Here is a 13,720-nt window from a genome sequence, read left to right on the forward strand (position 1 = left end):
GGTGCGATCAGGCCCAGTCTTCGTCAAGGATCTTCCAGTTCTTCACGCGTGAATACAGCGTCGTTGGTTTGACGCCCAAAAGCGCGGCAGCCCCGGTTGGGCCGGAGATACGTCCGCTGGTTTCGCGCAGTGCCGCAATCAGATTGCCGCGAGCCAAATCATGCAATTGGGCTTCTGTCCGAAAACTTGAACTGGTTTTCGCAGCAGGAGACGCGGCCGAAAGTTCAAGAACCAGCTTTTCATCGCGTGACACGATTGCGGCGCGTTCCATCACGTTGCGCAGCTCGCGCACATTGCCGGGCCAGTCATACGACTGCAATTGCTGCACCACACGTTCGGTCATGACGGGCACCGGGCGGTTGAGCCTGCGGCTGGCGAATTTGAGCAGATGCGCAGCAAGCAGAGGAATGTCTTCCTGCCGGTCGCGCAAGGGCTGGCAGGTGATCGGAAACACGTTGAGGAAGAGATACAGGTCTTCGCGGATGCGCGAGGAGCGTCGCGCCTGAATATCGGTCAGCGAAGTCGCGGCAATCACCCGGATATCCAACGGCTTTTCCCGCGTATCGCCAAGCCGTGTGACCGTGCCGTTTTGCAACGCGGCCAGCAGCTTGCCCTGTATCTCGAAGGGAAGCTCTTCTACATCGTCCAGGAAAAGCGTGCCACCATGGGCCAGTTCAAGCTTGCCGGGCTTGTCACGCGTCGCACCGTTTGGTGCGCCCCGGACCTGTCCGCAAAGTTCTGCCTCGACCTCTTCTGGGGCGACAGAACTGCATTTGAAATGAATGAGCGGACGGCGCGCGCGCGGGCTCGCCTTGTGGATGGCCGTGGCAACCAGCGATTTTCCGGTGCCGGTTTCGCCACTGATCAGCACGGTTGCGTCGGTGGCAGCGACAAGATCAATGCGGGTCACGGTTTGGCGGATCGCTGGGGACGACCCGATGATGTTGTGATGTGCCCGCTCGGACGTGATCGCTTCTTGCAGATAGGCGTTTTCCTGCTCCAGCCTGTCCCGCAAGGCGGCCACTTCGGCCAGCGCATCATGCAGCTTGCGTTCGCTTTCCTTGCGTTCGGTGATGTCGCGGAAGATCACCACCGCACCGGCCAGAACGCGCTGGTCGTAGATCGGCGTGGACACGTATTCGACGCGGATCGGTTTGCCATCCTTGCGCCAAAAAACCTCGTCTTCGATCCGTTTGACCTTTTCATAGCGGAAAGACTGATAGATCGGGCATTGCTGCGACGGATACACATCCCCGTTCAGGTGGTGATGGTGGATCATTGAATGGATATCGCGGCCCAACAGGTCTTCGCTGGTCCAGCCCAGCATCTCTTGCGCAGCGCGATTCACAAACGTGGTTTTGCCTTCGGCGTTGATACCGTAAATGCCTTCGCCTGCCGCGTTGAGGATCAGCTGGTTCTGCCGCTCCAGTTCGGCGAAAAAACTTTCGGTGCGTTTCCATTCGACCAATCCTGCGCGAAAGGTTTCCGCTGCCGCCGCCTGTTCGGCCCGCCGGTCCAGGGCCCGCAAATCGGTGAGGACGAGTGTCAGTAAACCGGGTTTTCCAGGCACCGGCCGTGCCAGTAATTCGCAGTGCAAAGGTTTTCCGGCGGCAGAGGTCAGGGTGACATCGCGGGTCCAGCCTTCGCCCCGATGGTCCACCTCTTCGATGAAAACCACAAACTGTGGCAGGGCACTGCGCAGGTAGTCGGAAAACGCGGCTGGGGGTGCATCGGGGTCACAGGCCAGCAATCGTGCGGCAGGAGAGTTCCAGTCGACGATGCGGTCGCAGGACGTGTCCAGCAGCAGAACGGGCTGTGGAATGGCCTGAAGCAGGGAATCGGTTTGGGGCATATGCAATGTCATGCACGGAAGGATATTGCTGCACCGCGGCGCGCACTAACGAAATTTCGTAATTTACGATTTAACGTAAAAATGCCTAGCTAAAATGTAATTTAATTATATGAAATTGTTTAACTTTTAACGATGCCCAAATTTTCACCACCACCTGTTTGCCCCGCTCAAAGGCTGTCACGATGCCCCTAGTTCGACATCAAAATTCGAAAATAGGGGAACGACATGACGATCAAGAGCCTAGGAAATCCGTTTTCTGCAAAAACTGATCTTCGCCATGGCGCGGATTGTGGATGCGACACCTGCGCGTCGGGTCACGGCCATGCGCACAAGGACACTGACCTTGCACCGACACAGATGTCATCCGAGCAAATGTTGGAACGCGCCGTCGAAAGCGCCATTGTGCGGTCCGTCTTTGGACAAAGCGACATTGGACGCCGGTCCTTCATGGGGATGATGGGGGGCAGCACCGTGGCCGCCGCCTTGGCCTCTGTCTTTCCGATGGATCAGGCCAAGGCTGCAATCCTCGACAATCTGGGGCCGCCCGAGAAGACTGACCTGAATATCGGCTTTGTTCCGATCACCTGTGCAACACCCATCATTATGGCGCAGCCCTTGGGGTTCTATGAACGCTATGGCCTGAACGCGCAGGTTATCAAGACGGCAGGCTGGGCCGTGGCGCGCGACAAGTCACTGTCGGGGGAATATGACGCGTCGCACATGCTAACCCCGATGCCCTTGGCGATGACGCTGGGCGCGGGATCGGTCGCCACGCCCTACATCATGCCTGCGGTCGAAAATATCAACGGACAAGCCATCGTGCTGTCCAACGAGCATCTCGACAAGCGTGATCCGACCCAGTGGAAGGGCTTCACCTTTGGTGTGCCGTTCGAATACTCGATGCATAACTTCCTGCTGCGCTACTACGTGGCCGAGTTTGGTCTGGACCCAGATGTCGACATCCAGATCCGCGTTGTGCCGCCGCCCGAGATGGTTGCCAACCTGCGTGCCGGGAACCTTGATGGGTACCTGTCGCCCGACCCGTTCAACCAGCGCGCAGTTTGGGAAGGCATTGGCTTTATCCATTTGCTCACCAAGGAAATCTGGGAAGGTCACCCGTGCTGTGCCTTTGCCGCACCGCTGTCGTTTGCGACGGAATTGCCCAACACCTACGGCGCGCTGCTCAAGTCGATCATCGACGCCACGCAATACGCCTCGAGCGCGGAAAATCGAAAAGAGATCTCGGCGGCAATTGCGCCGACCAACTATCTGAACCAACCAGTTGAGGTGATCGAACAGGTGCTGACCGGCACCTATGCCGATGGTCTGGGCGAGGTGAAGATGGTGCCCGACCGGATCGATTTTGACCCGTTCCCATGGCATTCGATGGGCGTGTGGATTCTGACCCAGATGAAGCGCTGGGGCTATATCGAAGGCGATATTGATTATCGCGCAGTGGCTGAACAGGTTTACCTGGCCGCCGACGCCAAGAAGGTGATGGAAGAGTTGGGCTATGACGCGCCGGATATCACCTACAAGTCGCACACCATCATGGGCAAAACCTTTGATCCGGCCGAGCCCGAAGCCTACGTGGCCAGCTTTCCGATCAAGAAGGACTGATCCATGTTGGACAATCTTTCAATCAACAAGCGCGCTGCGATTTTGTCGATTGTGATGCTGGTGGTTGGCCTCCTGATATGGGAGGCCGCCATCCCGGCGCAAAAGGCCGTGGGTGAACTGACCGAGTATGAACGCCTTACCGGAGGTGGTGCGCAGAAAGCTGGTGTGCCGCCCCCAAGCCAAGTGTTTGCCAAGGCGTGGGCTGAACTTTCAAACCCGTTTTACGACGCGGGCCCCAACGACAAGGGCATCGGCATTCAGATCGGCTATTCGATCTACCGTGTGCTGACGGGCTATTTCCTTGCCGCATTGGTCGCCATTCCGCTGGGCTTCCTGATCGGGATGAGCCAGATCGCCTACAAGGCGTTCAACCCGTTTATCCAAGTGTTACGTCCGATCTCGCCGCTTGCTTGGATGCCTCTTGCGTTGTTCATCATTCAGGATTCTGAAGCATCGGCGATTTTCGTGATCTTCATCTGTTCGATCTGGCCGATGCTGCTCAACACCGCGTTTGGCGTCTCGGGCGTGCGCAAGGACTGGGTGAACGTCGCCCGCACACATGAGCTTGGGGCGTTGAAAACCGCGTTCACCGTGATCTTGCCCGCTGCCGCGCCCACCATCGTGACGGGCATGCGTATCTCGATCGGCATTGCGTGGTTGGTGATTGTGGCGGCCGAGATGCTCGTGGGGGGCACCGGGATTGGCTACTACGTCTGGAACGAGTGGAACAACCTCGACCTGACCTCGGTCATTTTTTCAATCCTCATGATCGGCGTTGTGGGCATGTTGCTGGATTCCGCCTTTGGCGTCCTGCAACGCGCCGTCGCCTACGCAGAATAAGGAGGCTTTCATGCCCAAACCGTTTCTCAGCATTGAACGCCTGACGCAGCAATATCCCGATGGTCAGGGGGGCACCCTGACCGTCTTTGAAAACGCCAGCTTTGGCATCGAAAAGGGCGAATTCGTCTGCATCCTTGGTCACTCTGGCTGTGGCAAATCGACGATCATGAACATCCTTGCCGGTCTTTCGGAACCATCGTCCGGCGTGGTCAAGATGGACGGGTTCGAAGTGTCCGGTCCGTCTCTGGACCGTGGTGTCGTGTTCCAGAACTATTCCCTGCTCCCATGGCTTTCGGCGCTCAGGAACGTCACCTTTGGTGTCAAGGCACGCTACCCCGACTGGACCGCAGACGCCATCGAGGCGCATGCCCGTGACTACCTTGCCAAGGTGGGGCTTGAGGGCGACGTGGTACACCGCAAGCCAAGCCAACTGTCGGGCGGGATGCGTCAACGCGTGTCGATCGCGCGGGCCTTTGCCAACCAGCCCAAGCTGCTTTTGCTGGACGAACCCTTTGGCGCGTTGGACGCGCTGACGCGGGGCACGATTCAGGAAGAGCTGATCAAGGTCTGGGCTGGCACGGAACAGACCGTGTTCATGATCACCCACGATATCGACGAGGCGATCCTGCTTGCCGACCGCATTTTGTTGATGACCAACGGGCCATTCGCCCGCATTGCTGAATCGGTCGAGATTACCATTCCGCGCCCGCGCACCCGGACCGAGATCGTGGAGCATCCGAACTACTATGCGATCCGCAATCATCTGGTGCACTTTCTGGGGCAACGGTCCAAGGAACTGGCCGGACAACAAAGCGCGAATGCCGATCAAAGCCCGGAGACAGTGCGCATCGACCGCACCACCCCCGACAACGCAGAGGGTGATCCCGCGCCTCTGCCCTTGCGGGCTGTCAATGACTGATCGGGGGCGGGCATGACCCTGCACACTACGCCGCGTGCGCCTGTGCCGCCGTTTTCGCCCGAGGACGCGGTGCAAAAGGTGCGCATAGCCGAAGATGCGTGGAACAGCCGTGATCCGGCCAAGGTCGCGTTGGCCTACACACCCGACACGCGCTGGCGCAACCGGGATGTGTTTTTGACCGGACGGGCCGAGGTCCAAGCGTTCCTGACCCGCAAGTGGGAGGTCGAAAACGGCTACCGCCTGATCAAAGAGATATGGGCGCATTCTGCCCAGCGGATCGCCGTGCGCTTTTGTTACGAATGGCATGACACAACCGGCCAATGGTTCCGCGCCCATGGCAACGAGAACTGGGAGTTTGACGCGCTGGGCTACATGGCCGTGCGCCATGCCTCGATCAACGATGTGCCGATCTCTGACGCCGACCGACTGTTCCATTGGCCGCGAGGCCGCCGTCCTGACGACCATCCGGGCCTGACAGACCTCGGACTGTGACATGCAAAATTTACACCAAGACCCAGGAGGAAATCCAATGAAAGACAATTACGAGGTGACCGTCATGATGACCAAGGAAGACGTGACAATGATGATCCTGTCCGCCAAGAAGCAGGCAGGCATGACATGGGAAGGCATCGCTGAAAAGATCGGCATGTCGCCCGTCTGGACCCATTCCGCTTGCATGGGCATGAACGCATTCCCCAAGGAAAAGGCCGAGGCGATCGTGTCTGTCATGGGCCTGCCGCAAGAAGCGGCAAGTGTTCTGGAAGAGCCGCCCACCAAGGTCTGGGAGCAGGCAGTTCCAACAGATCCCTGCATCTACCGGCTGTATGAAATCGTCGGTGTTTACGGCCCGACCATCAAGGCACTGATCGAAGAGAAATTTGGCACAGGCATCATGTCGGCCATTGACTTTGATATGCAGCTGACGCGTGTGCCCCACGAAAAGGGCGACCGGGTAAAGTTAGAAATGTCCGGCAAATACCTTGGCTACAATTCCTGGTAAGTCCCTCGAACCATCTCTTGCAATGGTGAAGAACGCAGGCCCGGTGCCTGCGTTTTTTTTGTGCGCGCAGACCACGCAGCACCGCGTGTTGCGGCTTTCGTGTCCCTGCGTGACAAGGTAGCCTGATGTCATGGACTCAGTGCCGCCCAGTTTCACACAGCCCAATCGACACCCCAAAGAGCATCGACATGATTGAGGGGACCAAGCCGCATGTCACGGTGCATGCCGCCGATGGGTCTGGCGATATACGCGTTTCCGGCGTCCTGACGATCTATACCGTCACGCTGGCGCAGACGGAGTTGCAAAAGCTGCAACCGGGTGAGGTGCCGAGGCTCGATCTGTCCGGCCTCACGCGGCTTGATACGGCGGGGGCATGGGCGCTGGTGTCGCTCAAGGCGCGGTTTGACAAAGCAGGGCACACGCTTGCCTTTACTCAGGTCAGCCCTGAGGCGGCAAGCCTTTTGGACAGCGTCGAACACGCCATGCCAAACCCGGAAACGCGCGCTGCGGCGCGTCTGACCGTTTCGGATAGGCTGGACCGGTTCGGGAGGCGTGTCTTTGGTGGGATGCTGTATCTGCGTGCATTGACGGCGTATCTGGGCATTTTCCTGCACCGTTTGGGTCGTGCCTTACGTCATCCCAGCGAATTCAGCGTCACATCGCTGGTGCATCACTGCGAAGAGGTGGGTCTCAAGGCGGTGCCCATCGTGTCTTTGATGGCGTTTCTGATCGGGGTCGTTCTGGCGTTTCAAGGCTCGACCCAATTACGCCAGTTCGGCGCCGAGGTGTTTGTGGTCGATCTGATCGCCATTTCCATCCTGCGCGAGTTGGGCATCCTGTTGACCGCGATCATTGTGGCCGGGCGCACCGCATCGGCATTCACGGCGGCCATCGGTTCCATGAAGATGCGCGAAGAGATCGACGCAATGCGCACGCTTGGCCTTGATCCGGCGATGAACCTTTTTGTGCCGCGCATCCTTGCACTGTTCATCATGCTGCCCATCCTTGGGCTGATTGCCAATATTGCCGGTCTGTTTGGCGGTGCGCTAATGGCATGGATCGACCTTGGGATTTCGCCTGCAATGTTCCAGACCCGGCTGGTCGAAGGCACGTCGGTGACGCATGTTTTTGTCGGACTGGTCAAGGCGCCGGTCTTTGCGCTGATCATCGGAGTGGTGGGCTGCCATGCCGGGATGCAGGTTCAAAGCAACGCGGAATCGCTGGGGCGTATGACGTCGAACGCCGTGGTGGCAGCGATCTTTGCGGTGATCGTGGCCGACGCCGTCTTTTCGATCTTCTTTGCGAGGATTGGCATATGACCGCGCCCGAGGTCGTCATCCGCCTGCGGGGTATCCGCAACCAGTTCGGCAGCCATGTGGTGCACGAGGATCTGGACCTTGATGTCTACCGTGGGGAAATCCTTGGGGTCGTCGGCGGATCAGGCACCGGTAAATCCGTACTGCTGCGCACCATTGCCGGGCTGCAACGCCCCGCTGCGGGAAGCGTTGATGTGCTGGGCACAGACGTTCTGAATGCGAACGAAGACACGCGGCAGGCGCTCGAATCCCGTTGGGGCGTGATGTTTCAGGACGGCGCGCTGTTTTCGTCCCTGACCGTGCGCGAAAATGTCGAAGTGCCGATGCGCGGGGTCGAGGGCCTTGATCCCGATATCCGCCGTCAGCTTGCAGATCTGAAAATATCGATGGTTGGGCTGACCTATCGCGCGGGCGACAATTACCCGTCCGAGTTGTCTGGGGGGATGCGCAAACGGGCAGGGCTGGCGCGCGCGCTGGCGCTGGACCCGGATATCGTGTTTCTGGACGAACCGACCGCCGGGCTCGACCCTATTGGCGCTGCGGCCTTTGATCAGTTGATCCGGGGGTTGAGCCATTCGTTGGGTCTGACAGTGTTTCTGGTGACCCATGATCTTGATACGCTGCACGCGACCTGTGATCGTATCGCGGTGCTGGCGGAACGAAAGGTGCTGGTGACTGGTACGATGACAGATATGCTAGAGGTCGATCATCCTTGGGTGCACGAGTATTTCCACGGGCCCCGCGCCCGCGCTGCTGCGGCATCCGAGGCATCGGCCAAAGTTAGCCAGAAAGGCACCTGACGTGGAAACCAAGGCAAATTTTGTCCTGATCGGCGCCTTCACCCTTGCGGGGTTGCTGGGCATCCTTGGGTTCTTCTTATGGTTTGCGCAGGTCGAACTGGACCGCCAGTTCGATTACTACGACATCCGGTTCTCATCTGTGTCGGGTCTTGGCAATGCGTCTGACGTGCGCTTCAGCGGCTTGCCGGTGGGGCAGGTGGTCGATGTGCGCTTGTCGCCAGATCAGGACGGCACCATCCTTGTCCGGGTCGAGGTGGACGCGGCCACCCCTGTGCGCCGCGACAGCATAGCCACGATCGAGGCGCAAGGTGTGACGGGCGTGTCGTTTGTTGGCATCGACGCAGGCTCCGGGTCGGCGGACCTTTTGGAATCTACCGAGGGTCAGCCGGTGCCAGAAATCCTTGCGGGCCGCTCCACGTTGCAAAGCCTGTCCGAAGACGCGCCCCGCCTGTTGGAAGAAGCCCTGACGCTGGTCACCGAATTGGGCGATTTGTTGGGCGCGGAAAACCGCGAACGGCTCAACAGCATCATCGCCAATGTTGAATCCGCTTCTGGGGATTTTGCCGAAACGCTGGACGGGTTTGCATCGATCAGCGCGACGGTTGACGACTTTGCCGAACAGATCAACCTGTTCAACGCAACGCTCAACACGCTGACCGGCGATCTGACCGCAGTCTTGCAGACCGCTGACACGACGCTGGCCTCAATCGGCGAACTGTCCGAACAGGGCAAAGGCGTGCTGGCCACAGGGGCCGACACATTGGTCAGCGCACAATCCGCCATTGCCCGCACCGAAACCTATGTCGCCACTGACCTGAGTCAGACAACGCAGGAACTTCGCGCGGCGGCAGCAGCCTTGCAGCAAGAGGTCGCAACGCTGAGTGCGGATGCGCGCGTCTTGATGACGACGCTTGGCACAGCTGGCGAAACCGCGACCGCGCGTTTGACCGAAGCGCAAGCGACCCTTGCCGCGACCGACGCGCTGATCGCGCGGCTTGACGGCACGGCGGTGATTTTTGGGGATACCGTGGGGACACTCGATACGCTCATCCGGGATGAAGCCGCGCCCTTGGTCGCCGAAACCCGCGCAATGATCGCCGAGGCGGATCGCGCCATTGCATCAGTGGCGACCATCGCCACGACCGATCTGCCTGTGATCATTGCCGATATCCGCCAGACGGCCCAAATCTTCCGCACCGTGGCCACTGATGTGGGCACAAACCTCACCGCCTCCAGTCAATCCGCCGAGGACGTTTTGCAAACCGCGCGTGTGACGCTGGACGATGCGCGGGTGTCCTTTGCCAAGGCCAATGAAACGCTTTCGGCGATCAACGGCGCGCTGGAAACCGGTGACCGCGCGCTGGGCGCGGCAGAACGGGCCTTTACTGGCGCGGACCGTGTCATCAACGAAGACCTGTCAGGTGTGATCGCCGGCCTTGAACAGTCGCTCGGCAGCCTCAACGGCGCAATTGCGCAGGTCTCGGATGATCTGCCGGGGATGTCAGCGGACCTGCGCGCCGCCAGCCAAGCGGCGTCAGACACTTTTGCTGAATTGCGCAGCATTACCGATGCGGCATCGCCGTCGATCCGCGAATTCACCAATACCGCGTTGCCGCTTTATGCGCGGCTGGCGCAGGAAACCCGTGCGTTGATTGCAAATCTTGACGGCTTGACCGAACAAATCCAACGCGACCCAACGCGGTTTTTTCTGGACCGCGAAACGCCGGAGTTCAGACGATGATCCTGCCCGCCCTTTTGCGCCGTTCCATCGCCGCCATCAGCCTTGCGCTGCTGTCAGGATGTGCCGCGATTTCTGCTGTCAGCGACGCGGCCACACCTTTGGACGTGTTTGAACTGCGCGCGCCAGACACTATCGCGGCCACCTCCCGCGCCCAAATTGCGCGCGACGTGATCGTTGAATTGCCCACCACCAGCGGGGCGCTGTCCACTGACCGCATCATGATCCGCCCCAACGCGCTTCAGGCGCAATACCTGCCCGATGTCCGCTGGAGCGATCCAACCCCGATCATGCTGCAAACACTCATGCTGCGCACGATCGAGGCAACCGGGGCCGTGCGCTATGTCGGTCGCACCCCGCTTGGCGTCAGTGGCGATTACGCACTGGTGACCGAGATCGTCGATTTTCAGGCCGAAGTGACTCCGCAGGGCGACACAGCAGAAGCACAGATCACCTTTCTTGTGCGCATGGTGCGTGAACAAGATGCCCGCATCATCGCAAGCCGGACTTTCGCAGCCAGCGCGCCGTCGGCCTCTACCGAAACGACTGCTGTTATTGATGCATTCAGCGCGGCGTCGGACCAGGTGCTTGTCGAATTTGCCCGCTGGGTTCAATCCTCGCTTTAGGCGCGTGCCCACCGCTTGACCCACATCATGTCCCGCATGGTGGGACTGGGCTAGGCTTGGTCCACGGCACAGTCAGGATCGGCTGGCCACCATGGTCAGGGGCAGTGTCAGAGTGATTGATCAACCGGACAAACTACGCCGGGCGTTGAACGTCCCGTTGCTGACGCTGTACGGGTTGGGTGTGACCGTGGGTGCCGGGATCTACGTCTTGGTCGGGGCGACGGCCGCCGAAGCCGGTGTCTTTGCGCCGATCTCGTTTGTCATCGCGGCGATTGTCGTGGGCTTTACCGCCTTTTCCTATGCCGAGCTGTCCACCCGCTATCCGGTGAGCGCGGGCGAGGCCGCCTATGTCGAGGCTGGGTTTTCGTCAGCTGCGCTGGCCACCGTAGTTGGATTGGCTGTCGCAATGTCGGGCTTGGTTTCGGCGGCGGCGGTGTCGCTTGGGGCAGCGTCGTATTTGCACGGGCTTACGGGCGCGCCCGAAGCTGTTCTGACCGTCTGCGTGGTCATCACCATGGGAGTGATCGCTCTGTGGGGGATCACGCAATCCGTCATGGTCGCTGCTGTCATCACGGTGATCGAGGTGTCAGGTTTGCTTTTTGTGATGATCTGGGGATTTGGCTTTGCCGATCCATCTGGCGTGGGCCTTACGGATATCCTCCCCCCTTTGACGGGACCGCATTGGGCAGGGATCGGCGCGGCGTCCTTGCTCGCGTTCTTTGCTTTTGTCGGGTTCGAGGACATGGCCAATGTCGCCGAAGAGGTGAAAGACCCGGTGCACACCATGCCGAAAGCGATCGTTTGGACCCTCGTGCTTGCAACGGTGCTCTATATCGGCACGACAACGGCAGTGCTGATGGCGGTGCCTCTGGGTGCCTTGTCGGCATCGGCGGCCCCATTGTCGTTGGTGTTCGCCAGCGCACCAGACACGGTGCAACAGGGATTTGGGATCATTGCCATCGTCGCCACGGTGAACGGTGTGTTGATCCAGATGATCATGGCCTCTCGGGTGATCTATGGCCTTGCGGATCGGGGCCATCTGCCCAAAGCGCTGGCCCATGTCTCGGTGCGCACACAGACGCCCGACCTTGCCACGCTCGCGGTTGTGGGCGCGATCCTGTTGCTTGCCCTGACATTCCCGATTGACGCGCTTGCCGAACGCACATCGCAAATCGTTCTGGGCGTGTTTGTGCTCGTCAACCTTGCCCTGATCCGGCTTAAATTGCGTGGCCCGTCGACCGAACCGCATTTTCGCGTACCAGTGGTCGTTCCGGTGATGGGGGTGGCAACCAGTCTTTTGCTGTTTGCCACCGCGTTTTTGTAGCTTTTTTTGCCCTAGATCCGCCCTTGGCCCAGGCGGTTTCCTGGCGACAGGTAAGACGGGTCTGCCGTCACCGCGATCAGGTTGACACCCCCGCGTGCGCGCGCGGCGGCAACGGCTGTGACAAAGCTGTCGTAATCATCGACCGCATCCGCATTGGCCCCGAATGACCGGGCAAACGCGCAGAAATCCGGGTTGGTCAGTCCCGTGCCGGACACCCGATCCGGGTATTCGCGTTCCTGATGCGCGCGGATCGTGCCGTAGCGGGCGTTGTCGATTATGATCACGGTGAGGCTCAGGTTGTGATGCACCGCTGTCGCCATTTCCTGACAGGTCATCATGAAGCATCCATCGCCTGCAATGGCGAAGACTTCACGGTCTGGTTCACATATTGCAGCCCCAATCGCGGCGGGCAGCCCGTATCCCATTGACCCCGAGGTCGGGGCAAGCTGTGATCCCGGCGCACGGTAGCGGTAGAACCTGTGCAGCCATCCGGCGTAATTGCCCGCGCCGTTGCACAGGATCGCATCCTCGGGAAGCGTGTCGGCAAGATGCGCGAAATAGGGGGCCAGCGGGTCGCCCGCGACAGAAGCCGGATCGTTGAACGAAACATATAGTTGATGCAGGTCGCTTGTCCGGGTCTCAAACCGGTCTCGGGCGATAGCTTCCCATGATGCGGCTTCGGTGCAAAAGCTTTGTGTGTCCGCAACCAGCGCGAGGTCGGGCTGATACACCCTGCCAATCTCTTCGGGTTCCGGGAAAACATGCACCAGTGACTGCTCTGGCACCGGAGCCGTCAGGATCGTGTATCCGGCGGTTGTCATCTCGCCCAGACGCGGGCCAATGGCGATAAGCAAGTCTGTCTCGGCCATGATCGTCTTGAGGTAGGGCGGCGTGCCGACGCCGTAATGGCCGATATAGTTCGGATGCCGATTGTCGATCAGGCTTTGACACCTCAACGACACCGATAAAGGCAAGCCTTGGGTTTCGGCAAACCGCGCCAGCGCGTCGATGCCGGTCTTGGTCCAGCCCCCACCACCCGCCATTATCAGCGGGGATTTCGCCTTGGTGATCCGCTGTTTCAGCGCGTTCATCGCGTCTGAGGCAGGCCGAAAGCGCGGTGTTTCAACCCGCGCAGGCGGTGTGGGTTGGACGATCTCGTCATAGAGCATGTCCTCGGGCAGGGCGAGCACCACCGGGCCGGGACGTCCCGACATCGCGGTGCGAAACGCGCGGCTGACATATTCCTGAAGCCGCGAGGCGTCGTCGATCTGCGCCACCCACTTGGTCATCTGTCCGAACATGCGGCGGTAGTCGATTTCCTGAAATGCCTCGCGGTCCACCATGTCGCGGGCCACCTGACCCAGAAACAGGATCATCGGGGTCGAATCCTGATAGGCGACATGCACGCCTGCGCTGGCATTGGTGGCACCGGGGCCACGCGTGGCGAAACATATCCCCGGACGCCCTGTCAGCTTGCCATAGGCATCAGCCGCCATTGCCGCGCCGCCTTCCTGACGGCAGGTGATAAACCGGATGTCCTGTTCGCGCCCGTAAAACGCGTCCAACACCGGTAGATAGCTTTCACCGGGCACACCGAACGCGGCTGTGATTCCTTGCGCGACCAGTTGGTCAACCAGATGGTCTGCGGCGCGGAGCGTGCTGTTGGGGTGTACCATATGTATCTG

The 13,720-nt window shown here is 59.8% G+C and carries 12 protein-coding genes; 10 read left to right on the plus strand and 2 right to left on the minus strand.

What is annotated here, in order from left to right; genetic code table 11:
- Nucleotides 1–7: 7 nt before the first annotated feature.
- Nucleotides 8–1,852 carry a sigma 54-interacting transcriptional regulator gene (locus ACSHXH_RS01095; RefSeq protein WP_435669901.1) on the minus strand — a complete coding sequence of 615 codons (1,845 nt, stop codon included), beginning with the start codon at nt 1,850–1,852 and terminating at the stop codon, nt 8–10.
- 225 nt (nt 1,853–2,077) lie between these two features.
- Here ACSHXH_RS01095 and ACSHXH_RS01100 point away from each other — a divergent pair, with 225 nt between their 5' ends.
- From ACSHXH_RS01100 to ACSHXH_RS01145, 10 genes are all read left to right on the plus strand, one after another.
- Complete coding sequence (locus tag ACSHXH_RS01100) at nt 2,078–3,472, plus strand: CmpA/NrtA family ABC transporter substrate-binding protein (RefSeq protein ID WP_435669902.1); 1,395 nt, start codon at nt 2,078–2,080, stop codon at nt 3,470–3,472.
- Nucleotides 3,473–3,475: 3 nt separating this feature from the next.
- Nucleotides 3,476–4,312 carry a nitrate ABC transporter permease gene (ntrB, locus tag ACSHXH_RS01105; protein ID WP_435669903.1) on the plus strand — a complete coding sequence of 279 codons (837 nt, stop codon included), beginning with the start codon at nt 3,476–3,478 and terminating at the stop codon, nt 4,310–4,312.
- Between the two features lie 10 nt (nt 4,313–4,322).
- A complete protein-coding gene (locus ACSHXH_RS01110; protein ID WP_435669904.1) occupies nt 4,323–5,231 on the plus strand; it encodes an ABC transporter ATP-binding protein in 909 nt (302 codons plus the stop codon).
- Nucleotides 5,232–5,243: 12 nt separating this feature from the next.
- Entirely contained in the window at nt 5,244–5,723 is a 480-nt protein-coding gene (locus ACSHXH_RS01115; protein ID WP_435669905.1) for a DUF1348 family protein, read from the plus strand.
- 37 nt (nt 5,724–5,760) lie between these two features.
- Entirely contained in the window at nt 5,761–6,231 is a 471-nt protein-coding gene (cynS, locus tag ACSHXH_RS01120) for a cyanase (RefSeq protein WP_435669906.1), read from the plus strand.
- Between the two features lie 188 nt (nt 6,232–6,419).
- A complete protein-coding gene (locus ACSHXH_RS01125; RefSeq protein ID WP_435669907.1) occupies nt 6,420–7,550 on the plus strand; it encodes an ABC transporter permease in 1,131 nt (376 codons plus the stop codon).
- Nucleotides 7,547–8,347: an ABC transporter ATP-binding protein gene (locus ACSHXH_RS01130; RefSeq protein ID WP_435669908.1), complete on the plus strand. Its 801-nt coding sequence runs from the start codon at nt 7,547–7,549 to the stop codon at nt 8,345–8,347. The genes ACSHXH_RS01125 and ACSHXH_RS01130 overlap by 4 nt, the downstream gene beginning before the upstream one ends.
- Before the next feature lies 1 nt (nt 8,348).
- A complete protein-coding gene (locus ACSHXH_RS01135) occupies nt 8,349–10,088 on the plus strand; it encodes an MlaD family protein (RefSeq protein ID WP_435669909.1) in 1,740 nt (579 codons plus the stop codon).
- Nucleotides 10,085–10,711 carry an ABC-type transport auxiliary lipoprotein family protein gene (locus ACSHXH_RS01140; protein WP_435669910.1) on the plus strand — a complete coding sequence of 209 codons (627 nt, stop codon included), beginning with the start codon at nt 10,085–10,087 and terminating at the stop codon, nt 10,709–10,711. Before ACSHXH_RS01135 ends, ACSHXH_RS01140 begins: the two co-directional genes overlap by 4 nt.
- 112 nt (nt 10,712–10,823) lie before the next feature.
- Nucleotides 10,824–12,035: an APC family permease gene (locus tag ACSHXH_RS01145; RefSeq protein ID WP_435669911.1), complete on the plus strand. Its 1,212-nt coding sequence runs from the start codon at nt 10,824–10,826 to the stop codon at nt 12,033–12,035.
- An 11-nt stretch (nt 12,036–12,046) separates the two neighbouring features.
- On the opposite strand, the gene ACSHXH_RS01150 is transcribed toward ACSHXH_RS01145, so the two are convergent.
- Complete coding sequence (locus ACSHXH_RS01150) at nt 12,047–13,711, minus strand: thiamine pyrophosphate-dependent enzyme (RefSeq protein WP_435669912.1); 1,665 nt, start codon at nt 13,709–13,711, stop codon at nt 12,047–12,049.
- Between the last annotated feature and the right edge of the window lie 9 nt (nt 13,712–13,720).

The sequence above is a fragment of the Marivita sp. genome (genome assembly GCF_051251565.1).
Lineage (GTDB): Bacteria > Pseudomonadota > Alphaproteobacteria > Rhodobacterales > Rhodobacteraceae > Marivita.